Origin of the sequence: Microbacterium sp. CH-015 (genome assembly GCF_049707015.1) — a bacterium.
GTDB lineage: Bacteria > Actinomycetota > Actinomycetes > Actinomycetales > Microbacteriaceae > Microbacterium > Microbacterium aurum.
The window spans coordinates 23,187-46,435 of sequence record NZ_JBNAFJ010000012.1; the positions used below are offsets into that span (position 1 = coordinate 23,187).

Genomic DNA, 23,249 nt, shown 5'->3' on the forward strand with positions numbered 1-23,249 from the left:
CGAGACGGGGCGCGACGGGTGCCGTCTCGTCGCAGATGCGCCGTCTCGTCGCGGGCGCATCAGCCGGCGAGGCGCTCCAGGCGGGTGACGAGCCCGGCGCGCCGCGGCGAGCGAGCCGGAAGCATCTCGAGGGCGAGGCGCAGGACATCCGCGTCGTCCGCGCCGTCGTCGGTGTCGGCGTAGGCGAGCAGCACGTCGACGGAGGCTTCGGCCAGCAGGGCTTCGCGCAGCGCGATCCGCACCGAGTCGCGGAACTCCTCCACCCCCGGCGCCGTCGAGTCCGGGAGGACGCGGCCGCGGTACGCGGCGAGCGCGACGCGGTGGGCGCCGCGGCCCAGCAGGGAGAGCACCTGGTGCGCGTCGGTGTCGAGCGCGGCGGGCAGCCGGTAGGGCCGCGACGCCGGCACCAGCTGCGGCGCGCGGCGCTCCAGAACCTTCCGCAGCCGCACCATCTCGGGCCGGAGCGTCCCCTCGCCGGCATCCGGCCCGTAAACGAGCTCGGAGAGACGCTCGGCCGACAGGCCCTGCCGGTGCACCGCCAGCATGAGGAGGATCTCGGCGTGCCGGGCCGACAGCTCGGCGACCGCCTCGCCGCCGGCCCCGGAGACCTCGAGCATCCCCCGGTCACGACCGAGTACCCGCAGCGTCGCCGACGCGTTCGCGGGGACGGATGCCGCGGCGCGCGCCCGCGACCGCACCGGCGCCGCGGCCCGGGCCCGCAGCCGCGCGACGAGCAGCTCGCCCTCCACCGCCCGGGCCGTGGCGTCGACCAGCAGCTGCGCCTGCGGCGTCGCCGCCTCGGCACCGCCGGTCACGTCGATGACGCCCAGCACCCGGCGCGTCTCAGGATCGTGGACCGGCGCCGCCGTGCACGACCAGGGCGCGACGAGCCGGTTGAAGTGCTCCGCGCCGTGGATCTGCACCGAGCGATCGAGCGTCAGCGCCGTCCCGGGGGCGGAGGTTCCCACCGCCTGCTCCGACCAGTTCGCGCCCGCGACGAAGCCCATGTCGCTGGTGAGCCGGCGGATGCCGCGGTCGCCCTCGACCCACAGCAGGCGCCCGGCGGCGTCGCCGACCGCGACGACAACCCCGGCATCCGACTCGGGGAGCAGCAGCGCGCGGATCATGTCCATCGCGCCGGCCAGCGGGTGGGCGCTGCGGTAGGCCTCCAACTCCGCCTCGGTGAGTTCCAGCGGCGGCAGCGCCTCGGCGCCCACGAGGCTCGCGAGCGACCGGCGCCACGAATCCTGCACGAGCGGGCGGATGTGCTGCAGCCGGGGATCATCGGCGTTGCCGCCGACGAGCTCTTCGTGCGCGCGCTCGATCAGCAGGCGTGAGGTCTCCGCAGAGACCTCACGGTGCGCGGACCACGACGACGGCACGGCGACTCCGTTCGACGATGACGGGAGTGCGCTCAGTCTAGGTTCAGCCGCGGGCGCTCCACCAGGCACGCAGGCGCTGCTCGGCGGCATCCGGTCCGATGACGCCCTCGTCGAGGCGCAGATCCAGCAGGAACCGGTACGCCTCGCCGACCTCCCGGCCGGGCGCGATCCCGAGGATCTCCTGAATCCGGTTGCCGTCGATCTCCGGGCGGATGCTGTCGAGCTCCTCCTGTGCGGCCAGTTCGGCGATGCGCCGCTCGATGTCGTCGTACGCGCGCCGCAGCCGCGCCGCCTTCTTGGCGTTGCGGGTCGTGACGTCGGCGCGGGTGAGGATGTGCAGCCGCTCCAGCTGATCGCCGGCATCCCGCACGTACCGGCGCACCGCCGCGTCGGTCCACGCCCCCTCGGCGTACCCGAAGAACCGCAGGTGCTGCTCGATGAGCTGGGTGACGGCGGCGATCGTGTCGGAATCGAACCGCAGCGCCTGCAGGCGCTTGCGGGCCAGCCGCGCGCCCTTGACGTCGTGGTGGTGGAAGCTGACCCCGCCGCCGGGCTCGAGCTTGCGGGTCGCGGGCTTGCCGATGTCGTGCAGCAGCGCGGCCAGGCGCAGCGTCACATCCGGCGCGGCACCGGGGTGACGCTCGTGCTCCAGATCGATCGCCTGCTGCAGCACCGTCAGGGAGTGCTCGTACACGTCCTTGTGGTGATGGTGCTCGTCGACCTCGAGCCGCAGCGCCGGCACCTCGGGCAGGAACTCGGCCATGAGGCCGGCGTCGACGAGGATGCGGATGCCGGGCACCGGATCGTCGGTCGCGAGGAGCTTCACGAGTTCGGCCTGCACGCGCTCGGGGCTCACGATCCCGATCGTGGCGCGCAGCCGCGCGATCGCGTCGAGGGTGTCGGCGGCGACCGTGAAGCCGAGCTGGCTCGCGAAGCGGGCGGCCCGCAGCATCCGGAGCGGATCGTCGCCGAAGCTGACGTCGGGGTCCCCGGGGGTGCGCAGGATGCCGGCGACGAGGTCCTCCACGCCACCGGTGGGGTCCACGAGCGCGGGCACCGGAAGGCGCAGCGCCATCGCACCGACCGTGAAGTCGCGCCGCGTGAGGTCGTCCTCGAGGCGGTCGCCGAACGCGACGGTCGGCTTGCGGGTGACGCCGTCGTAGCTGTCGGCCCGGTACGTCGTGATCTCGACCTGCTCGGAGGTGCCGGCGGGACCGGGGATCTTGGCCCCGATCGTGCCGAAGGCGCGGCCGATGTCCCACGTCGCGGTCGCGAGCGGCTTCACGATCCGCAGGATGTCGTCGGGCCGCGCGTTCGTCGTCAGGTCGAGGTCGTTCGTGGTCCGACCGAGCAGCGCATCGCGCACCGGGCCCCCGACGACGGCGAGCTCGAAACCGGCCTCGGCGAACGCCGCACCGAGGCGCGCCATGATGGGCGAGGTCGCGAGCGCCCCCAGGCGGTCCAGTCCCTCGGCCATGTTGAGCATGGCCTCCAGCCTACCGAGGCGATGTCGTCAGGCGAGGCGCAGGAACCCGGTGAACACGAGCTCCCGCACGCGCGGCAGCAGGTCGGCGCGGAGGGCCGCGGCATCCACCTCGAGCAGGTCCGCGATCGCGTCGATCAGCTGACCCGCAGTCAGTTCGCCGTCCGATGCGCCCACGAGCGCGGCGAGCGCCGGGTCGACCTCGAGCGTGCGGGCGAGCCCGCCGCCCTGCCGCAGCTCGATGACGCTCGGGGCTTCGGCACCCGGCAGGTGGTGCCGGGCCTCGGTGACGTCGGCGGCGACCACGGGGCGGGTCGCGGCGAGCGCGTCGTCGTCGAGGGCCGCGAGCGCATCGAAGGCCGCGAGGGCGTCGCCCAGGTGCACCCCGAGCCCGTCGCCGAGCGGCTGCGTGATGCGCTCGTACCGCGCCAGGCGCGGGGCGCCGGATGCCGGGCGGCGCAGCAGCAGGTACCCGAATCCGATCCCGGTGACGCCGCGCGCGGCGAAGTCGGCGAGCCACGCACCGACGAGGTCGGCGTAGCCGGATGTGCCCGGTGTCCCTCGTGTGCCCGGTGTCCCTCGTGTGCCCGGCGCGGTGCCGCCGTCGCGCACCCACAGTTCCGCGTAGGCGAGCGGGTCGAGCTGCTCGCGCTCGATGACCCACGCCTCCAGCGGCACCTGAGACGCCGCGACCCACTCCCGCACCCGGTCCAGGCCGTCGGCCCCCGCGCGGTACTCCCAGTTGCCGAGCAGCTGGGCGGTGCCGCCGGGAGCGAGGACGGCACCGACGCCCGACACGAACGCCGCGACGAGATCGTCGCCGGCGAACCCGGCGTCGCGGTACTCGTATTCCGGCACGCCCGCGACGCGCGGCGTGATGACGAACGGCGGGTTGGAGACGACGCGGTCGAACCTCTCGCCGGCGACGGGCTCGAACAGGCTCCCGTGCCGGGTCTGGATGCCGTCGACGCCGTTCAGCACGGCGTTCAGTCGGGTGAAGGCGAGCGCCCGCTCGGAGACGTCGGTCGCGACGACGGATGCCGCGGCGCGCCGCGCCCGCAGCGCCTGGATGCCGCACCCGGTGCCGACGTCCAGCACGCGCTCCACCGGTGTCGTCAGCTGCAGCCCCGCGAGGGTGAGGGAGGCGCCGCCGACCCCCAGCACGTGACCGGTGGGAAGAGGTCCGCCGAGGGCCGCCTCGTCGAGGTCACTCGCGATCCACCACTCACCGGTATCGCCGGTGTCGCCGGCGTCGCCGGTTCCCCCGTAGTCCTGCGGGCGAAGGAGGGCCTGCGGCACCACCTCGTCGCCGTCGATGCGCGCGAGCGCCAGGCGCTCGAGGCCCGCGGCACCCACCCGCGGCAGCGCCGCATCGACGGCGTCGCGCGCGGTGCCGACCCCGAGGAAGAGCAGCCGCGCGAGCGTCGCCGCGGCGTCGGTGCGTCCGGCGAGGGCGGTCAGCGCCGGGCCGTGCAGACCGTGGCCCACCGCGGTGTCGGCCAGCGGCCCCCACGCGTCCCGCACGGCGTCGGCGGTGTAGCCGGCGTCGCCGAGATCGGCACTCAGGTCGGCGATGAGCGCGGCGTCGGGGCCTCGGTCGAAGGCGAAATCGGCATCCACGGCATCCCATCTTCCTGCAGTCTTCGGCCATTCACCGGGCCCGCACAGGGCGCTCACCCTAGAATCGCACCTGATCGTGCGGTCAGGGATCGCACAGGAGCCGATTCCCGTCATGACCTTGATCTCGCCTGCCGCCGCGCCCCGTGGGTTGCGAGGCCCCCGTCGCCGCGCGGTGCGTCGACCGCTCCCGCGTCTGCGGGCGGGCCTCGCCGCGCTCGTGACCGCGGCGGCGCTGGTGTTCGCGGCGGTGCCGGCGGCCGTCCCGGCGGCGGCCGTCGTCCCGGCGGCGTCGGAGGCATCCTCCGACGCGCTGCAGATCGCCGTCGCGGCAGGCGGGAACGGCGTCGTCACGGCCGAGCCGCTGACGGTGACGGTGACCGTCACGAACTCCGCGGATTCGGCCGCCACGGCGGCGGACGTCGTCGTCGCGGTGTCCCGCACCGCGCTGACCACCGACGCGGCCGTGAAGAGCTGGCTCGCCGATCCGTCGAGTGAGGGTGCCCTGGGCGCCCCGGCGGCGGATGTCGAGATCGCGCGCGAGGCCGTCCCCGGCATCGCCGCGCACGCGAGCCGGACCCTGACGGTGACGGTCGACCCCGCCGCCGCGGGTCTGACCGGACTGGCTCCGGGCGTGTACCCGCTCGCCGCGACGTACGCCACCGGATCGGATCCCGCCGTCGCGGCCGGCGTCATCGTGGTGCCGGATGCCGCGGCGGACCCCTCCGGTCCGATCGGCGTCATCGTCCCCATCACCGCCCCCGCCCTGACGGCGGGACTGCTCACCGCCGACCAGCTCGCCGAGCTGACGGCACCCGGCGGTGCGCTGCGGGACCAGCTGGATGCGGTGACCGGGGCCGCGGCGATCCTCGCGGTCGATCCCGCGATCCTTGCCGCCATCCGCGTGCTCGGCAGCTCGGCGCCCGCCGCTGCACAGCAGTGGCTCGCCGACCTGCTCGCGCTGCCGAACTCGCGGTTCGCGCTGCAGTTCGGCGACGCCGACCTCGCCACCCAGATCGCCGCCGGCGTCGGCGCGCCGCTGACGGTGCCCACGCTCGCGCCGTACATGTCGGCGGACGATTTCACCGCGCTGGCCACGCCCACCCCGGCCACACCGCCGGCGGCGACGCCCACCCCGGCGCCCGAGCCCGGGACCCTGCCGACGCTGGCCGCGCTGCTCGACATCGGCGAGGCCCGCTCCGCGGTGTACTGGCCGGCCACCGGCACTGCCGGCTCCGGCGTGGTCGCGGCGCTGCGCGATCGCGGCGTCGACGAGGTCGCCGCCGTCACCCTGGTCCCCTCCGACGAGGTCTCCGGCGCCGCGGGCGCCGGCAGCGCCACCGCGGCGTGGGCGCAGAGCGACGGCGCGGGCGTGCTGGTGTACGACGCGGAGATCTCCGCGGCCCTGCACGAGGCCTCGGCGGCGCCGGGGTCGGTGACGCAGGCGGCGGCACTGGCCGCGGCATCCGCCTACGCCCACCTCGCCACGTCCGGAACGGACCGCACCGCACCGCTCCTCGTCACCGTCGATCGCGCCGCGACGCGCACGGGCGACGCGCTGCGCACCGCGCTGACGGCGGCATCCTCCCTCGCCGGGCGCACCGCGGTCGACCTCGACACACTCATGTCGGGCACCCCCGCCGCCGTGACGCTCGCGGCGGACGCCGAGCCCGACGCCGACCGTGTCGCCGCGCTGACCGACTTCCTGCAGGGCGAGGGCGACCTGGCGTCGTTCGCGACGATCCTCGCCGATCCGACCGTGCTGACGGCGCCGGAGCGCGCCACCGTGCTGCAGCTGCTCGGCAACGCGTGGCGCGAGGCGCCGGTCGCGTTCGCCGACGCCGTGACGCAGCACCAGGCCGCGACGGCGACGACGCTCGACGCCGTGGGCATCGTGCCGGTCAGCGACATCACGCTGCTCGCGACCGCCGCACCGCTGACGTTCACGGTGCGCAACGACCTGGCCTGGCCGGTGTCGCTCGTGCTCATCACGACGCCGGGCGACCCGCGACTGCGCGTTCAGAACTCGACGCCCATCGAGGCCGGCGCCGCGCAGAACACGCGCGTGAAGGTGCCGGTCGAGGCGCGGGTTGGCAGCGGCGAGTCCACGCTCACGCTGCAGCTGCGCAGTCCCACGATGATCGCGATCGGTCCGTCGGTGCCCGTCGCCGTCGCCGTCCGCGCCGAGTGGGAGTCGGTCGGGATCGTCGTCATGGTGACGCTCATCGCGGCGATGCTCGTCGCCGGCGTCGTGCGCACCGTGCTGCGCCTCCGGCGTCGGGCCGCGGCCGAGCGGACGCCGGAGCCCGAGCGGACGCAGGAGCCAGAGGGGACGGATGCCGATGGCTAGCCACGCCCGCGCGAGCGCCATCATCGGGGCGGGCACGCTCGTGTCCCGCCTCACCGGACTCGTCCGCTCGATGGTGCTGATCTCCGTCGTCGGCCTCACCGGCAGCAAGGTGGCGGACGCATTCGCGACCGCCAACGCGCTGCCGACGAACATCTACGAACTGGTCGCGGCGGGCGTCATCACCGGCATCATCGTGCCGCAGATCGTCGGCGCCGCGCGACACCGTGACGGCGGCAGCGGCTACGTCTCCAAGCTCCTCACGCTCGGCACGGTGCTCATGGTCGCCGTGACCGTCATCGTCCTTGCGCTCGCGCCCGCCCTCATCTGGATCTACACGCCCGGATACACCCCGCAACAGCGGGCGCTCACCCTCGCCCTCGCGTACTGGTGTCTGCCGCAGCTGCTGTTCTACGGGCTCTACGCGCTCGTCGGCGAGGTGCTGAACGCCCGTCGCGTGTTCGGGCCCTACAGCTGGGCGCCGACCGTCAACAACCTCGTGTCGATCGTCGGGTTCCTCGTGTTCCTCGCGATGTTCGGCGGCCCGCTGAAGGACGTCGATCAGTGGGATGCCGCGAGGATCGCCGTCCTCGGCGGCACGGCGACCCTGGGCATCGCGCTGCAGGCGTTCGTGCTCGCCTTCTTCTGGCGGCGGACGGGCCTCAGCGTCCGCGCCGACTTCGCGTGGCGCGGCATGGGCCTGCGTCATCTCGGCAAGCTGGGGTTCTGGACCTTCCTCACCGTCGTCGTCGGTCAGGGCGCCGGCCTCGTGCAGCAGAGGACCATCTCGTTCGCGACCGAGAGCGGCTTCGCGGTCTTCCTCACGGCGTGGCTCATCTTCATGCTCCCCCACTCGATCGTCGCCATGTCGATCTCGACGACCTACTTCACGCAGCTGGCCGAGCAGGTCGCGGAGGGACGCAGCGACCTCGTGCAGGGCAACCTCGACGAGTCCATCCGGGCGTTGAGCGTCTTCGCCTTCGGCTTCACCGCGGCGCTGGCGGCGGCATCCGTCCCGGTGTCGGTGTTCTTCACGGGCGAGCGCGACGGCGCGTCGCTGCTCGCGCTCAACGTGTGCGCGTTCCTCGTCGCGCTCGTCCCGTTCGGCATCCTCGTGATCATCCGCCGCGCGTTCTTCGCCTTCCACGACACACGCACCCCGTTCCAGTTCAGCGTGGTCCAGTGCGTGCTCGCGGCCGGCGGGGCGGGCCTGGCCTTCGTCGCCGCACAGGCGGAGCTTCTGCCGCTGGCGTTCCTGTCGGCATCCGTCGCCCTGGCGCAGTCGCTGTCGATGTTCGTGCAGCTGCCGGTCGCGCTGCGGCTGCTGCGCCGCCACACCGGCCCGATCAGCTTCGCGCCGACCTGGCGCGCGCTCGCCCGGTTCGCGGTCGCCGCCGTGCCGGCCTTCATCGCGGGATTCGGGGTGTTCCTTCTCACCGGCGCCGCCTCGGGATGGACCTCGGACGGCCGCATCGGCGGGTTCGTCGGCGCCGTGCTCGTCGGCGGGACATCTCTCGTCGTGTACGTCGGCGCGCTGGCGCTGCTGCGCGCTCACGAGGTGAAGATCGCCACGGGCGCGGTGCGCCGCATCCTGCGTCGCTGACACCCCCTCGCGCCGCCCGGTCGCGGAATGCGCCGCGGCTATCATGGGTTGAACGCGCTGAGGCGCCGCTCGATCCATCGCGGCGCCCCGCAGACGAAGGGAACCCACGTGCGCAAGCTCATCATCATCGGCTCCGGCCCCGCCGGTTTCACGGCGGCGATCTACGCCGCGCGCGCGAACCTCGAGCCCCTGCTGATCGCCAGCTCCGTCGAAGCCGGCGGCGAGCTCATGAACACGACAGAGGTCGAGAACTTCCCGGGGTTCCCCGAGGGGATCATGGGCCCCGACCTCATGGCCAAGATGCAGGAGCAGGCGGAGAAGTTCGGCACCGAGGTGCTCTACGACGACGTGACCGCGCTCGACGTCGCCGGTGACATCAAGAAGGTGACGCTCGGCAGCGGCGTGACGCACGAGGCGGAGGCCATCGTGTTCGCGACCGGCTCGGCGCCCCGCAAGATCGGCATCGCCGGCGAGCAGCGGCTCTCCGGACACGGGGTCTCGTACTGCGCGACGTGCGACGGCTTCTTCTTCCGCGAGCAGGAGATCGCCGTCGTCGGCGGCGGCGACTCGGCGATGGAGGAGGCGACGTTCCTCACGAAGTTCGCGTCGAAGGTCTACGTCATCCACCGTCGCGACGAGCTGCGCGCCTCGAAGATCATGCAGGACCGCGCCTTCGCGAACGAGAAGATCGAGTTCGTGTGGAACAGTGAGGTCGCCGACGTGCTCGGCGACGACGCCGTCAGCGGCCTGCTGCTGCGCGACACCGTCGACGGATCGACCCGAGAACTGCCTGTGACCGGGGTTTTCGTCGCGATCGGCAACGACCCGCGCACGCACCTCGTCCACGGATCGCTCGACCTCACCGAGCACGGCACGGTCTGGGTCGACGGGCGCTCGTCGCGCACGTCGGTGCCCGGTGTCTTCGCCGCCGGCGACGTCATCGACCCGACCTACCGCCAGGCGGTCACCGCCGCCGGCAGCGGAACCGTCGCGGCCCTCGACGTCGAGCACTACCTCGCCGCGCGGGGCGATGCCGGCGCACCGGCGCAGGATGCCGCCGAGATCGACGGTCTGACCGACGCAGCCTGACGAGGATCATCAGCCCCGCCCGGACGCTCGCCGACCCGAACGGAACAATCCCGGCATCCGCCGTGTTAAACCGAGAAGATCCGCGTATCGAGCGGGTCGCACACGAAGGAGAGAACATGACCGCCAAGGCCACGAGCGAGAGCACCTGGCAGCAGGATGTCATCGACGCCGAGGGACCCGTGCTGGTCGACTTCTGGGCCGCGTGGTGCGGGCCGTGCCGCATGGTCGGACCCATCCTCGATGAGATCCAGACCGAGAACGGCGACAAGATCACCGTCCTGAAGCTCAACGTCGACGAGAACCCCAACCTCGCGATGCAGTACCAGATCACCTCGATCCCCGCGATGAAGGTCTTCAACAAGGGTCAGGTCGAGAAGACGATCATCGGCGCGAAGCCGAAGTTCGCGCTCGAGCAGGATCTGGCCGCCTACCTCGCGTAAGCCGCGCGCCGCGTCACGCTACGACGCTTCGATCCGCACCGTCGCATCCCAGCGGCGGTGCGGTTCGCTTCCCAGCAGTCGCCACACCGCCCGGGTGAGCGGCGGGTAGTCGAAGGCGATCTGCCGCAGCACACGGTAGTTGCGCGCCTGCGTCGGACGGTTGCCGCCGTCGGCGGCGATGTTCTCCGCCCGGAGCGTCAAGACCACGAGCTCGTCGACGGAGGGGAGATCCTCCATGAAATCCCACGGGTCCTCGCCGTCACGCAGACGCTCCTCGATGAGCACCGACAGCTCGTCGCCCGCCTCGGCGCGCAGCAGCTCGAGGCTGGCGCGGCGCGGGAGCGAGGGGCGATCGGTCACCCATCCAGCCTACGTGCGCGACGGCCGGTGCGGCTCCGGCGGCGCCGGGTCATTGACCGCTCAGCGCGCGCCGAACTCCGTCTCGCCGATCTCCGCGAGAATGCGATTGAGGTCCTGAATCGTCGCGAAATCTACGATGATCTGGCCTTTCTTCGCCGCCAGGGTGATACGGACCTTGGTGTTGAGACGGTCACCGAGGCGCTCCGCGACGTCGTCGAGGTGGGCGCGGCGGGCGCCCGCCTTCGGCGCCGCCGTCTTGGTGCCAGCGGCGGCGACGTTCTTCGCGGCGGCCTCCGCCGCGCGCACCGAGAGGTCCTCGTTGACGATCTTGTCGGCGAGCCGCTGCATCGCCTCCGCGTCGTCGAGCGACAGCACGGCCCGGGCATGGCCGGCGCTCAGCACACCGGCGGCCACGCGCTGCTGCACCGGAACGGGCAGCTTCAGCAACCGGATCGTGTTGCTGATCTGGGGGCGCGAGCGGCCGATGCGGGTCGCGAGCTCCTCCTGGGTGATGCCGAAGTCCTCCAGCAGCTGCTGGTAGGCGGAGGCCTCTTCCAGGGGGTTCAGCTGCGAGCGGTGCAGGTTCTCGAGCAGCGCGTCGCGCAGCAGGTTCTCGTCCGAAGTGTCGCGCACGATCGCGGGGATCGATGTCAGTCCCACCTCGCGCGAGGCGCGCGTGCGGCGCTCGCCCATGATGAGCTCGTACTTGCCGTCCTCGTTGGTGCGCACGACGACGGGCTGCAGCACACCGAACTCGCGGACGCTGTGTACGAGCTCGGCCAGGTCGTCGGGGTCGAAGTTCGTCCGCGGCTGGCGCGGGTTCGGCACGATCTCGTTCGGGTCGACCTGGATGAGGCGAGTGCCCGGGATGGCGAGAAGCTGCTCCGTGCTCTCGTCGGTGGAGGAGACCGGACTGCTCGTCTCGTCGGCAGCGGATGCCGCGGCATCCTGCCCTGCCGACGGCGTGGCGCCCGGGAAGAACACGTCCACCGGTCGCGCTTCGGCACTCTCGGCCGTGGGGATGAGCGCGCCGATGCCTCGGCCCAGTCCAGTTCGCTTCGCCATCAGGATGTCCCCTCGTCGGATGTCTTCAGTCGCTCTCGCTGCACGAGCTCCACGGCCGCCTCGCGGTACGAGACCGCGCCGGCGGACTGACCGTCGTAGGCGATGACGGTCTGCCCGAAGCTCGGCGCCTCGGAGACGCGCACGGAGCGCGGGATGATCGTGCGCAGCACCTCGTCGGGGAAGTGCGTGCGGACCTCTTCGGCCACCTGCTGTGCGAGTCGGGTTCGACCGTCGTACATCGTGAGCAGGATCGTCGACAGGTGCAGTTTGGGATTGAGGTGCTTCTGGATCATCCGCACGCTGCCGAGCAGCTGGCTGAGCCCCTCGAGGGCGTAGTACTCGCACTGGATCGGGATCAGCAGCTCCCCCGCCGCGGTGAACGCGTTGATCGTCAGCAGGCCGAGCGACGGTGGGCAGTCGATGAGGACGAAGTCGAGCTGCACGTCGGGGCGGGCGAGATAGTCGTCGAGGGCGGTCCGCAGGCGATGCTCCCGGGCGACCTGGGAGACGAGTTCGATCTCGGCGCCGGCGAGGTGGATCGTGCTGGGGGCGCAGAGGAGGTTCGGCGACTCGGGGCTCGTCTGCACGATGTCGGCGAGCGGGAACTCGTCGATGAGCACGTCGTAGACGCTGGGAGTGTCGGCGGTGTGCGGAACACCGAGGGCCGTCGAGGCGTTCCCCTGAGGGTCGAGGTCGATGACCAGGACGCGTGCGCCCACCGAAGCCAGCGCCGCGGCGATGTTCACCGTCGTCGTGGTCTTGCCGACGCCGCCCTTCTGGTTCGAGACCGTCAGAATGCGGGTCTGCCCGCTGAACTCGATCTCCACGGCATCCAGCGCCTTGCGGCGCGATGTGAGGTCCGCGAGTTCGCGGCCGATTGGACTGTCGTCGATGGAGAAGGGTGCGGGAGAGGTCGCGTTCTCCGATTCCGGCACCATCAACTCCTGTCATTCCGGGACCTCTCTACTGTAGTCGAGCCCGCACCCCCCGCCGTTTCACGTGAAACGGGAACCTCCCGCCACCCGCCGAGCGAGCACCCGCGAGGAACGAGCGGCGTACCGAGATCACCCTGCCCGATGTTTCACGTGAAACGAAGACCTCGTTCGCACAGACATACTCGATGCAGCGACGGCAGCTACGACGTCGGGAGCTGCCGCAACCTCGATCAACGCCTCTGGCTCCACGATCTAGGTGAGGGCGCCGAATACACCAAACGACGCCGGCCGCTGAAGCTCGTCTCCTGCGAGGAGTTCTCGAATGTCGGCGACGCCTTCGCTCGCGAGAAGCAGGTGCAGGGCTGGGGTCGCGCGAAGAAGGCGTTCGGCGGCGATGTTTCACGTGAAACGCTGTGGTTTCGATACGCCGCTCGTCCCTTGCGGCTACTCAACCACCGGGAGGCACGCTCGTCCCTCGCGCCTACTCGGCCACCGGGGGAGAGATTAGCGGCGGGTGGCGCGGAGGACGCGGGTGGGCTCGGCGATGACGCCCTCGCCGACGATCTCGACGCGCACGTCGCTGAGTTTGTACTTGCGGATGGCCTTCTCCGCCGCCGCGATCTCGTTCTCGGCGTTGGCTCCCTTGAGGAGCATCAGCTCGCCGCCCGAGCGCAGCAACGGTGCGGTCACGGGGATGAGCGTGCGCAACGCGCTCACGGCGCGGGCGGTGACGGCATCGAGCACCGGACCCTGCTTCCACTCTTCGCCCCGGCCGCGGATCACCTCGACATTGTCGAGACCCAACTCGCGCTGCTGCTCGTTCAGCCACGCCACGCGTCGTTCCATCGGTTCGATCAGGACCCACTCGACATCCGGACGAGCGATCGCGAGCACCAGGCCCGGAAGACCGGCACCCGACCCCACGTCGGCAACGCGACCACCGGTCGGGAACAGGGGAGCGGCGATCGCCGAGTTGAGGATGTGCCGGTTCCACAGCCGAGGCGGTTCGAGTGGACCGATCAGCCCGCGCTCCTCGCCGTGCGCCCCCAGCGCGGCGGTGAAACGGCGCGCCAGATCCAACCGGTCACCGAACACAACGGCAGCGGATGCCGGCTCGGGCTCGACCTCGCCCGATGTTTCACGTGAAACGTCGCTCATGACGCGTCAGGAGCGACGGATGACCGTGTGACGATCCGCGCCCTCACCGTAGGACTCAGAAACCAGTCCGCGCGCGGCCACGATGTCGTGGACGAGCTTGCGCTCGTAGCTGGACATCGCCGGGAGGGATGCCTGCGAGGCACCCTCGTCCAGGCGGGCGATCGCACGGTCGACGAGCTTCTCGAGCTGCTGCTGTCGAGCGTCCCGAGAACCGCCGACATCGAGGATCAAACGCGAGAAGCGCCCGGTCTTCGTCTGCACGGCGATGCGGGTGAGCTCCTGCAGCGCCTGGACGGTGTCGGGGTTCGACAGCACGCGCAACGCCTCGGCATCGTCGTTCTCGACGGAGACGTATGCCCGTCCGCTCCGCACATCGAGCGCCAGGTCACCGTCGATGTCGGCGATGTCCAGCAACCCCTCGAGGTAGTCCGCGGCGATATCGCCTTCCTGCTCGAGCTGTGCGACAGTCGCGGTGACACGCTCGGCGCCGTCGTGCTCGGTCGACGCCTGCTCCGGGGTGATGCTCATGGGGTCCTCACTGTGATCTCGTGCGCTCAGGCGTCCGACTGGGGCTTGTTCTTCTGCTGCTGCTTCTTCGCGCGCTGCTTGCTCACCGGCTGCTGCCGCTTGGGCGCCGCGGCCTTGGCCTTCTGCGCCTCCTCGAACAGACGCTGCTGCTCAGCCTGGTACTTCTCCAGCGGAACGATCTTTCCCTGCGCGTCGATCGCCTTGCCCTTGCGCGCCAGTCGCTCCTCGCGCGCCTTGGCGGCCTCGGAGCCGGGGGTGGGAAGGTTCCGGATGACGAGGAACTGCTGGACCATCGTCCAGATGTTGGAGGTGAACCAGTAGAGCACCACGCCCAGCGGGAAGAACACACCCGAGAAGATGAATGCGAGCGGGAGGACGTACAGCATGATGCGCTGCATCTGGTACGCCTGGCCGGTCTTGGCCTCGGGGGAGAGGTTCTTCGAGATGATCTGCAGCTGCGTGATGAACTGCGACGCGATCATGAGGATCACGAGGATGACCAGGATCACCACGGTCGCGGTCTGGTTGTCGTTGATCGCTTCGATCATGTTGACGTGCAGGGGAGCGACGCCGAACAGCTTGGCCTCGTAGAACTGCCACGTGAGGTCCTTGTTCAGCAGACCCACGCCGCCCAGGCCCCACTCGGCGTGCTTCTTCACATCGCTGAGCGTGTGGAACATGCCGAGCAGAATCGGCATCTGCACGAGCAGCGGCAGACAGCTCGACACCGGCGTCGTGCCGTGCTTCTTGTACAGCGCCATGGTCTCTCGACTCATAGCCTCGCGAGAGAGCTGATCCTTCTTGCCGCGGTACTTCTCCTGAACTTTTCGCAGTTCAGGAGCGATTTCCATCATCTTGCGCTGACTCTTGATCTGGCGCACGAACAGCGGGATCAGTGCGGAGCGCACCACGATCACAAGGCCGATGATGGACAGCACCCATGTCAGGCCGGCATCCGCCTCGAGCCCGAGGGACGTGAACAGCCAGTGCCAGAACACCAGGATCGCCTCGACGATCCACTTGAACGGCCACATGATGATCTGGAAGAAGTCCAGCTGCGTCCCCGGATAGGGGGTGGTCGGCGTCGGGACGACCGGGCTCGGTGTCGCGGCGGCGAACAGAAGATCCAGCACGGATCAGTCCTTTCTCGTCGACACGGATGCCGCGGTGCCGCCGTGCGATGAACCATCGCGCGGCGGGACGACGAACCCGTGTCGGGTCAACTCGTGTCGGAAGTTCTTGTGTGCGGGCACGTCGTCGATGCCGCCGCGCGCCCAGGGATGGCACCGCGCCAGGCGGGCCGCCGTCAGCGCCGAGCCCTTGAGGAGCCCGTGCTGCTGCACCGCACCGACCCCATACGCGGAGCAGGAGGGGTAGTACTTGCAGACGTCGCCGTAGAGATGGGAGACCGTCGCACGATAGCTGTGCAGCAGGGCCAGTCCCGCGTTGCGCGGGATCAGGGGGAGGGCACGCAGGGCGGTGGATGCCGAGAGGCTGCCCGCTCCGAGTGCGTACGAGGGCAGAGTGGTGGCGGTCACGCCGCGGCCCGCCGAGCCAGGCACCGCGTCACCTCGGCGCGCAGCTGCGCGAAGTCGGCGGATGCGGCCGTGGGCAGCGCGCGGATCACGACATCCGCACCGCTGCGGACCTGCGGCAGCGCCTCGGCGCACACGGCCTTGAGCCGGCGGCGGACGGTGTTGCGGGTCACAGCGGTTCCCACCTGCTTGCTCACGATGAATCCGAACCGCGGTGGGCGGTCTTCGGATGTGGCGACCACGTAGGTCACCGTGTGCACAGCGGCGCACCGGCTACCCCCACGGACGACGGCCTTGTATTCCGCCCCGCGGGTGATGCGATGATCCCGCGCCAGCACCGTGTCAGGTCAGGCGGACAGCTCGGTACGACCCTTGGCGCGGCGCGCCGACAGGATCGAGCGGCCGGCACGCGTGCGCATGCGGGCGCGGAAGCCGTGCTTCTTGGCGCGGCGGCGGTTGTTGGGCTGGAACGTGCGCTTGCTCATGAGGATCACTCCGGATCGGCGGTCACCGGAACGCTCTAGACCGGGGACACGGGTACAGGGGACTGCCCGCGAGGGCATAAGTCAACCGACTAAGGCTACGTCGCGAACCACAAGAACTCAAACCAGCGATCACTCAGGAAGGGCCGAGGGGACATTATCCACCGACTGTGGATAGCGTCTGGTGAAGACACGCGGGCCGGATCTACAGTGGATTTTGCTCTCGACGGGGTCGCTGGATACCGTGACTCGGGTAGTTATCCACAGGTGAAGGTTCCAGGGGGGACATGTCTCAGCACGAAGTTCCGGATGTCCCGGTCTGGACCGCCGTGCTGGACGAACTCAGCGGCGATGAGCGGGTGACCCCGCAGCTCCAGGGCTTCCTGAACCTCGCCGTCGCCCAGGGTGTCATGAGCGGCACCCTCTATCTCGACGTGCCGAACGACCTCACCGCAGCGCAGCTGAACAAGCGGCTGCGCGCGCCGATCATGGAGGCGCTGGCGCGCGTGGACGCCGAGCCGGCCGCATCCGCGTTCCGTGTCGTGGTCAATCCAGAACTCGCCGACGCGCACCTGACCGCGCCCATCCCGGTGCAGTCCGCCGCCGCGCCGATGCCGATCGCGCGGCCGGCAGCCGAGGAGTTCAGCGAGCCGGCGTCGCTGCCGGCGCACGGCAACAGCCGCAGCGACACCCGGCTGAACCCCAAGTACAGCTTCGACAACTTCGTCATCGGCCAGTCCAACCGATTCGCGCACGCGGCGGCCGTCGCCGTGGCCGAGGCGCCGGCGAAGGCCTACAACCCGCTGTTCATCTACGGCGACTCGGGACTGGGCAAGACCCACCTCCTCCACGCGATCGGCGACTACGCCCTGAGCCTCTACACCGGCATCCGCGTCCGGTACGTCTCCAGCGAAGAGTTCACCAACGACTTCATCAACTCCATCGCCAACAACCGCGGCTCCGCCTTCCAGGCCCGCTACCGCGACGTCGACATCCTCCTCATCGACGACATCCAGTTCCTGCAGGGGAAGGCCGAGACGCAGGAGGCCTTCTTCCACACCTTCAACACGCTGCACGACCACGACAAGCAGGTCGTGATCACCAGCGACGTCCCGCCGCGTCACCTCACCGGGTTCGAGGACCGCATGCGCAGCCGATTCGAATGGGGCCTCATCACGGACGTGCAGGCGCCCGACCTCGAGACCCGCATCGCGATCCTCCGCAAGAAGGCCCAGTCCGAGCGGCTGCTGGTCCCGGACGACGTGCTGGAATACATCGCGACGAAGGTCTCCAGCAACATCCGCGAGCTCGAGGGCGCACTCATCCGGGTCTCGGCGTTCGCGAGCCTCAACCGGTCGAACCTCGACATCTCGCTGGCCCAGACCGTCCTGCGCGACATCGTCGACACCGACGACGCCAACGTCATCTCCCCGACGGACATCATCACCGCGACGGCGCAGTACTTCCGGCTCTCCGTCGACGACCTGTACGGCTCCAGCCGCTCGCAGTCGATCGCCACGGCCCGCCAGATCGCGATGTACCTCTGCCGCGAGCGCACGAGCCTGTCGCTGCCGAAGATCGGTCAGCTCTTCGGCAACCGCGACCACACGACCGTGATGTACGCGTACAAGAAGATCAGCGAGCTCATGAAGGAGCGGCGCTCGATCTACAACCAGGTGTCGGAGATCACGACACAGCTCGGCCGCGTCGGCCGCTGACGGCAACACGCCGATATATTCCGCGTCCGGATCTTGACAGCCTTTACAGCTGTCGCCAATATTCGCGTTCTGCACAGTGTGGACAGCCTGTGGATAACTACATGTCGAGACGGGACTGCTGTGAGCCGATCGACGGATGCTGTGGATGACGGCGCTTCGCGAGCGTGCGCTCGGATGCCGCTTTCCCCGCGGCATCCGCAGTTCGCCCACAACTTACACGCGTGTGGTTTCCCGCTCTCGACAGCGATCCACCGAGTTGTCCACAGTTTCCACAGCTGTTAACACCATGACAGAGACCTCCTTTGATGAAACCGGTTCGATCACCTCTGCGAGGCGAACGCCGGCCGGCGCCGTGGGCGGGAGATCGCTCGACAATCCGGACGGAGGAGGGCACTAGCATGAAGTGGCTTGTCCTTTGTCTAAGCCCGAGTAGGGAGCGCCAGTGAAGTTCCACGTGAATCGCGACGTGTTCAGCGAGGCCGTGTCGTTCGTCGTCAAGCTCCTGCCGCAGCGCAACCCGCAGCCGATCCTGGCCGGTGTGCTCATCGAGGCGACGGAGGACGGACTCTCGCTCGCCGCGTTCGACTACGAGGCGTCGGCACGCACGACGATCGAAGCGACCGTCGACGAGCCGGGCACAATCCTCGTCCACGGCCGGCTGCTGTCCGAGATCGCGAGCCGTCTCCCGAGCGCTCCCATCCAGATCGAGGTCGGCGCCGACGACGGCATCGTCCTCACCTGCGGATCGGCGCGGTTCACCCTCGCGTCGATGCCGGTGCAGGAATACCCCGCCATCCCCGAGGTCTCCGGCGAATCCGGGCTCGTCCCGGCCGAGGAGTTCGCGACGGCCATCTCGCAAGTCGCGTTCGCCGCCTCCCGCGACGATGTCACGCCCGTGCTCACCGGTGTGCAGCTGGAGGTCGCCGGTACCGAGCTCAGCCTCGTCGCGACCGACCGCTATCGCGTCGCGCTGCGCGACGTCGCCTGGGACGGCGGCACCGTCGCGGGTGAGGAGTCGACGACGGCGCTCGTGCCGGCGCGCACCCTCACCGAGGTGGGGAAGACCTTCGCACACTCCGGCGACATCCAGATCTCGTTCTCCGGATCCGGCGATCGCGAGATCATCGCGTTCACGGCGGGCAACAAGACCGTCACCTCGCTGCTGATCAAGGGCAACTTCCCGCCGGTGCGCCGGCTGTTCCCCGAGCAGACCGACCACTACGCCGTCGTCAACACCGCCGACCTCGCCGAGGCCGTCCGCCGCGTCTCGCTCGTGCTCGACCGCTCGGCTCCGCTGCGGTTCACGTTCGGTGAGGACGGCGTGTCGATGGACGCCTCCGGCACCGAGCAGGCGCGCGCGACCGAGTCGGTCGACGCGACGCTCGCGGGCGAAGAGGTCACGCTGGGCCTGAACCCGCAGTACCTGCTCGAGGCGCTCGGCGCCGTCAAGAGCGAGTTCGCGCGCATCACGTTCACCTCGAGCGACAACGCGAACAAGCTCAGCCCGGTGCTCATCACCCCGCAGACCTCGGGCGGTCCCGAGAGCTTCAAGTACCTGCTGCAGCCGAACCTGCTGCTGCGCTGATCGCCGCACGGTCGGCGACCAGCGCGTCGGTGCCGCGGCCTAGGCTTGACCGGTGATCGTGGAGCAGCTGAATCTCGTGGACTTCCGCAATTACGCGGCAGCCGACGTGACGCTCGCGCCCGGTCCGAACGTCTTCGTCGGTCGCAACGGCCAAGGCAAGACCAACCTCGCCGAGGCCATCGGCTACTTCGCCACTCTCGGTTCGCATCGCGTCTCGCAGGACGCGCCGATGGTCCGCGACGGTGAGGATGCCGCGATCGTGCGCATGCGGCTGGCTTATGGCGAGCGGCGGGTGCTGCTCGAAGCGCAGCTGAACCGCACCGGGAGCAACAAGGCGCGCGTCAACGGGTCCGCGGTGAAGACCGCGGAACTGCCCCGGTACGCCCAGGTGGTCCTGTTCGCGCCGGAAGATCTGCAGATCGTCCGATCCGATCCCTCCGCCCGGCGCCGGTTCGCCGATCAGCTGCTCATCCAGCGCGCACCGCGCATGGCGGGCGTCCTCGCCGACTACGACCGGGTGCTCAAGCAGCGGACGGCGCTGCTGAAATCGGCGCGAGCCCGCGGCATCCGAGGCGAGAACCTGTCGACCCTCGAGGTCTGGGATGACAAGCTGATCCAGCTCGGCACCGACGTCATCCGCGCCCGCCTCGTCCTCGCGGCGGATCTCGCCGGTCCTGTCGCCGAGGCGTACACGGCGATCGCCGGCGCGGACCACCGCCCCGAGCTGGAGTGGCTGCTGTCGATCGGCGGCACCGATCCCGATGACGACGAGGAGCGTGCCGATGCCGCGGCATCCGACACGCCTTCTGCCCACGCCGCGCTTTCGGCGGCGGACATCGCCGGCGCGTTCCGCTCCGCGCTGACGAGCAAGCGCGCCGCGGAACTCGAACGCGGTCTCACCCTCGTGGGTCCGCACCGCGACGATCTTCTGCTGCGGGTGCGCGGACTTCCCGTCAAGGGCTACGCGTCGCACGGTGAATCGTGGTCGGTCGCCCTCTCGCTGCGGCTCGCCTCAGCCCACCTGCTGCGTGCGCAGTCCCAGTTGGGAGACCCGGTGCTGATCCTCGACGACGTGTTCGCCGAGCTCGACACCGATCGGCGGGCGCGTCTGGCCGGCATGGTGGAGGGCTTCGAGCAGGTCATCGTGACGGCCGCCGTCGAGGAGGACGTCCCGCCGGCCCTGCGCGCCCGCACGGTGCGGGTCGTCGCCGGCACGATCGAGGTGGCGCATGAGTGACGAGACGCCCGCGGTGCCCGAGACGATCGGCACCTACCTGCGCCTGCGCGGACTCGAGCCCTCGCCCCGTGCCGCGCGCCGACGCCGCAAGCGCGGCAGCGACGACGAGGACAAGCAGCCGTTCGCCCCCGGCCGCGACCCGAAGGGGGTCGGCGACGTGCTCGCCGACCTCACCAAGCAGTCGGGATGGGACTCGCAGCTGGCGCGCGAGGACCTCGTGCTGCAGTGGACCGACGTGGCGGGCGAGGAGACCGCCCGCCACGCGCACCCCGTCGCCCTCGCCGACGGACTGCTGACGGTGCAGTGCGACTCGACGGCATGGGCCAAGAACCTCCAGCTCATGCGCGGCGAGATCGTCACGCAGCTGATGCGCCGGTTCCCGGATGCCGGGGTGACCAACGTCCGTTTCGTGGGGCCGGACGTCCCCTCCTGGAAATGGGGCCCCAGAGCCGTTCCAGGGCGCGGTCCTCGCGATACCTACGGCTGAGCCACGTCCTGCGGCATCCTGGCGATTTTCCGGGCGCCACAGGGCCGTTCTCGCGTCGTCGGCGAGGAAAAAACGATAGACTCGATCGTTGGAGGACCGCGCCTGCGGTCGGACCCAGGAGCACGCGAGCATATGACGTCTGATACCCCCGACAGCGTTCCTCAGGAACTTCCGCCCACGCCGTCTGAGAGGGCGGGGCAGCCGCAGAAGGTCGAGAACGAGTACGGGGCCGACGCCATCCAGGTGCTCGAGGGCCTCGAAGCCGTGCGCAAGCGGCCGGGCATGTACATCGGCTCCACGGGTGAGCGGGGCCTGCACCACCTCGTCTACGAGATCGTCGACAACTCCGTCGACGAGGCGCTCGCCGGATACTGCGACACGATCGCCGTGACGATCCTCGCCGACGGCGCGATCCGTGTCGTGGACAACGGCCGCGGCATCCCGGTCGACCCCCACGCGTCCGATCCGACGAAGTCCACCGTCGAGGTCGTGCTCACCGTGCTCCACGCCGGCGGCAAGTTCGGCGGCGGCGGATACGCCGTCTCCGGTGGTCTCCACGGCGTCGGCTCGTCGGTGGTGAACGCGCTCTCGACGCGGTTCGAGGTGGAGATCCGCCGTCAGGGCTACGTCTGGCGGCAGACCTTCAGCGGCGGGGGCAAGCCGGAGGGACCGCTCGCGCGGGGCGAGGAGACGGAGGAGACCGGGACGATGATCACGTTCTGGCCCGACGCCACGATCTTCGAGAGCGTCGACTTCGACTACGACACGCTGCGCACCCGCTTCCAGCAGACCGCGTTCCTCAACAAGGGCCTGCGGATCACACTGAGCGATCACCGCCCGGCATCCGCCTATGTCGTCGACGGCGACGACGGCCAGGCCGTGGAGATGCAGCCGCACGACGACTTCCACTACGAGCGCGGCCTCGTCGACTACGTCGAGTACCTCAACAAGGTGCGCAAGGCCGAGGTCGTGAACGACGAGATCATCGAGGTCGAGTCGGAGGACACCGAGCGCCACATCTCGCTCGAGCTCGCGATGCAGTGGACGACGAGCTACACCGAGAACGTCTTCACCTTCGCCAACACGATCAACACGCACGAGGGCGGCACCCACGAAGAGGGATTCCGTGCGGCGCTGACCACCCTCATCAACAAGTACGCCCGTGCGAACAACCTCCTGAAGGAGAAGGACGACAACCTCACCGGCGAGGACATCCGCGAGGGCCTCACCGCCGTTATCTCGGTGAAGCTGTCCGAGCCGCAGTTCGAGGGGCAGACCAAGACCAAGCTCGGCAACACCGAGGCCAAGGCGTTCGTGCAGAAGATCGTGGGCGACCAGCTCACGGACTGGCTCGACCGCAACCCGCAGCAGGCCAAGCGCATCATCACGAAGGCGATCGACGCGGCGACCGCGCGCCTGGCGGCGCGCAAGGCGCGGGAGACCGCCCGTCGCAAGAGCGTGTTCGAGTCGGCATCCATGCCCGACAAGCTCAAGGACTGCACGAGCAAGGATCCCTCGATCAGCGAGATCTTCCTCGTCGAGGGCGACTCCGCCGGCGGTTCGGCCGTGCGCGGCCGCGACCCGGAGACGCAGGCCATCCTGTCGCTGCGCGGCAAGGTACTGAACGTCGAGAAGGCGCGCCTGGACCGTGCCCTCGGCAACAACGAGATCCAGGCGATCATCTCCGCGTTCGGCTGCGGCATCGGCGAGGACTTCGACGTCGAGAAGGCGCGGTATCACAAGATCGTCCTGATGGCGGATGCCGATGTGGACGGGCAGCACATCACGACGCTGCTGCTGACCCTGCTGTTCCGCTACATGCGCGGCCTCATCGAGGCCGGCTTCGTGTATCTCGCGATGCCGCCGCTGTACCGGCTCAAGTGGTCCAACGCCGAGCACGAGTACGTGTTCAGCGACAAGGAGCGCGACGCACTGCTCGCGGACGGACTGGCCAACGGCAAGCGGATCCCCAAGGAATCCGGCATCCAGCGCTACAAGGGTCTCGGTGAGATGAACCCGAAGGAGCTGTGGGAGACCACGATGGACCACAACACCCGCACCCTGCGGCAGGTGACCATCGACGATGCCGCCGCGGCGGACGAGATCTTCTCGGTGCTGATGGGTGAGGATGTCGAGTCGCGACGCGGGTTCATCCAGCGCAACGCCAAAGACGTCCGCTTCCTGGACATCTGACCCTT

General features: G+C 69.9%; 21 protein-coding genes and 1 pseudogene. 10 read left to right on the forward strand and 12 right to left on the reverse strand.

Annotated elements, in window-relative coordinates:
- Window positions 1-59: 59 nt before the first annotated feature.
- Genes ACPYN4_RS13835 through ACPYN4_RS13845 form a run of 3 tightly spaced genes read right to left on the reverse strand, consistent with a single transcriptional unit; the run spans window position 60 to window position 4,485 of the window.
- Entirely contained in the window at window positions 60-1,382 is a 1,323-nt protein-coding gene (locus ACPYN4_RS13835; protein ID WP_424446681.1) for a GAF domain-containing protein, read from the reverse strand.
- A gap of 43 nt (window positions 1,383-1,425) precedes the next feature.
- Window positions 1,426-2,868, reverse strand: coding sequence for a CCA tRNA nucleotidyltransferase (locus ACPYN4_RS13840; RefSeq protein WP_424446682.1), 1,443 nt, complete (start codon window positions 2,866-2,868; stop codon window positions 1,426-1,428).
- A gap of 27 nt (window positions 2,869-2,895) precedes the next feature.
- Window positions 2,896-4,485 carry a DUF7059 domain-containing protein gene (locus ACPYN4_RS13845; protein ID WP_424446707.1) on the reverse strand — a complete coding sequence of 530 codons (1,590 nt, stop codon included), beginning with the start codon at window positions 4,483-4,485 and terminating at the stop codon, window positions 2,896-2,898.
- Between the two features lie 112 nt (window positions 4,486-4,597).
- On the opposite strand from ACPYN4_RS13845, the gene ACPYN4_RS13850 reads away from it, so the two are divergent.
- From ACPYN4_RS13850 to trxA, 4 genes are all read left to right on the forward strand, one after another.
- Entirely contained in the window at window positions 4,598-6,832 is a 2,235-nt protein-coding gene (locus ACPYN4_RS13850; RefSeq protein WP_424446683.1) for a DUF6049 family protein, read from the forward strand.
- The gene (gene murJ / locus ACPYN4_RS13855; protein ID WP_424446684.1) at window positions 6,825-8,432 is read left to right on the forward strand and encodes a murein biosynthesis integral membrane protein MurJ; all 1,608 of its coding nucleotides are present in this window, start codon (window positions 6,825-6,827) and stop codon (window positions 8,430-8,432) included. The genes ACPYN4_RS13850 and murJ overlap by 8 nt, the downstream gene beginning before the upstream one ends.
- A gap of 108 nt (window positions 8,433-8,540) precedes the next feature.
- Window positions 8,541-9,521: a thioredoxin-disulfide reductase gene (trxB, locus tag ACPYN4_RS13860; RefSeq protein ID WP_424446685.1), complete on the forward strand. Its 981-nt coding sequence runs from the start codon at window positions 8,541-8,543 to the stop codon at window positions 9,519-9,521.
- Window positions 9,522-9,637: 116 nt separating this feature from the next.
- Window positions 9,638-9,961 (forward strand): thioredoxin, encoded by a 324-nt coding sequence (trxA, locus tag ACPYN4_RS13865; RefSeq protein ID WP_239279665.1) that lies wholly within the window; start codon window positions 9,638-9,640, stop codon window positions 9,959-9,961.
- An 18-nt stretch (window positions 9,962-9,979) separates the two neighbouring features.
- Here the strand turns inward: trxA and ACPYN4_RS13870 are convergent, their stop codons facing one another.
- The 3 genes from ACPYN4_RS13870 to ACPYN4_RS13880 are packed head-to-tail and all read right to left on the reverse strand — an operon-like array spanning window position 9,980 to window position 12,321.
- Window positions 9,980-10,321, reverse strand: a complete 342-nt coding sequence (locus ACPYN4_RS13870; protein ID WP_076688246.1) for a tryptophan synthase subunit alpha — start codon at window positions 10,319-10,321, stop codon at window positions 9,980-9,982.
- 60 nt (window positions 10,322-10,381) lie between these two features.
- Window positions 10,382-11,386: a ParB/RepB/Spo0J family partition protein gene (locus ACPYN4_RS13875; RefSeq protein WP_424446686.1), complete on the reverse strand. Its 1,005-nt coding sequence runs from the start codon at window positions 11,384-11,386 to the stop codon at window positions 10,382-10,384.
- On the reverse strand, window positions 11,386-12,321 hold the full coding sequence (locus tag ACPYN4_RS13880) for a ParA family protein (protein ID WP_424446687.1): 936 nt from the start codon (window positions 12,319-12,321) through the stop codon (window positions 11,386-11,388). Before ACPYN4_RS13880 ends, ACPYN4_RS13875 begins: the two co-directional genes overlap by 1 nt.
- 141 nt (window positions 12,322-12,462) lie before the next feature.
- On the opposite strand from ACPYN4_RS13880, the pseudogene ACPYN4_RS13885 reads away from it, so the two are divergent.
- Window positions 12,463-12,687 (forward strand): annotated as a pseudogene (locus tag ACPYN4_RS13885) (GIY-YIG nuclease family protein); the annotation flags it as partial.
- A 138-nt stretch (window positions 12,688-12,825) separates the two neighbouring features.
- On the opposite strand, the gene rsmG reads toward ACPYN4_RS13885, so the two are convergent.
- From rsmG to rpmH, 6 genes are read right to left on the reverse strand one after another with little or no spacing between them, the layout of a single operon-like run.
- Entirely contained in the window at window positions 12,826-13,479 is a 654-nt protein-coding gene (rsmG, locus tag ACPYN4_RS13890; RefSeq protein ID WP_424446688.1) for a 16S rRNA (guanine(527)-N(7))-methyltransferase RsmG, read from the reverse strand.
- A 6-nt stretch (window positions 13,480-13,485) separates the two neighbouring features.
- Window positions 13,486-14,007 carry a protein jag gene (locus ACPYN4_RS13895; RefSeq protein WP_076688242.1) on the reverse strand — a complete coding sequence of 174 codons (522 nt, stop codon included), beginning with the start codon at window positions 14,005-14,007 and terminating at the stop codon, window positions 13,486-13,488.
- Window positions 14,008-14,033: 26 nt separating this feature from the next.
- On the reverse strand, window positions 14,034-15,140 hold the full coding sequence (yidC, locus tag ACPYN4_RS13900; RefSeq protein WP_424446689.1) for a membrane protein insertase YidC: 1,107 nt from the start codon (window positions 15,138-15,140) through the stop codon (window positions 14,034-14,036).
- Window positions 15,141-15,143: 3 nt separating this feature from the next.
- Window positions 15,144-15,545, reverse strand: a complete 402-nt coding sequence (yidD, locus tag ACPYN4_RS13905) for a membrane protein insertion efficiency factor YidD (RefSeq protein ID WP_424446690.1) — start codon at window positions 15,543-15,545, stop codon at window positions 15,144-15,146.
- On the reverse strand, window positions 15,542-15,880 hold the full coding sequence (gene rnpA / locus ACPYN4_RS13910) for a ribonuclease P protein component (RefSeq protein WP_076688240.1): 339 nt from the start codon (window positions 15,878-15,880) through the stop codon (window positions 15,542-15,544). Before rnpA ends, yidD begins: the two co-directional genes overlap by 4 nt.
- A 9-nt stretch (window positions 15,881-15,889) precedes the next feature.
- Window positions 15,890-16,027 carry a 50S ribosomal protein L34 gene (rpmH, locus tag ACPYN4_RS13915; protein ID WP_005054680.1) on the reverse strand — a complete coding sequence of 46 codons (138 nt, stop codon included), beginning with the start codon at window positions 16,025-16,027 and terminating at the stop codon, window positions 15,890-15,892.
- 284 nt (window positions 16,028-16,311) lie between these two features.
- On the opposite strand from rpmH, the gene dnaA reads away from it, so the two are divergent.
- The 5 genes from dnaA to gyrB all read left to right on the forward strand — a co-directional run bounded on the left by dnaA (window position 16,312) and on the right by gyrB (window position 23,244).
- Window positions 16,312-17,742: a chromosomal replication initiator protein DnaA gene (gene dnaA / locus ACPYN4_RS13920; protein ID WP_076688239.1), complete on the forward strand. Its 1,431-nt coding sequence runs from the start codon at window positions 16,312-16,314 to the stop codon at window positions 17,740-17,742.
- A 442-nt stretch (window positions 17,743-18,184) separates the two neighbouring features.
- Window positions 18,185-19,327 carry a DNA polymerase III subunit beta gene (gene dnaN / locus ACPYN4_RS13925; RefSeq protein ID WP_239279671.1) on the forward strand — a complete coding sequence of 381 codons (1,143 nt, stop codon included), beginning with the start codon at window positions 18,185-18,187 and terminating at the stop codon, window positions 19,325-19,327.
- Window positions 19,328-19,379: 52 nt separating this feature from the next.
- Window positions 19,380-20,564 (forward strand): DNA replication/repair protein RecF, encoded by a 1,185-nt coding sequence (gene recF / locus ACPYN4_RS13930; RefSeq protein ID WP_424446691.1) that lies wholly within the window; start codon window positions 19,380-19,382, stop codon window positions 20,562-20,564.
- Window positions 20,557-21,051 (forward strand): DUF721 domain-containing protein, encoded by a 495-nt coding sequence (locus ACPYN4_RS13935; protein ID WP_076692007.1) that lies wholly within the window; start codon window positions 20,557-20,559, stop codon window positions 21,049-21,051. The genes recF and ACPYN4_RS13935 overlap by 8 nt, the downstream gene beginning before the upstream one ends.
- A gap of 132 nt (window positions 21,052-21,183) precedes the next feature.
- A complete protein-coding gene (gene gyrB, locus ACPYN4_RS13940; protein WP_424446692.1) occupies window positions 21,184-23,244 on the forward strand; it encodes a DNA topoisomerase (ATP-hydrolyzing) subunit B in 2,061 nt (686 codons plus the stop codon).
- Window positions 23,245-23,249: the final 5 nt, after the last annotated feature.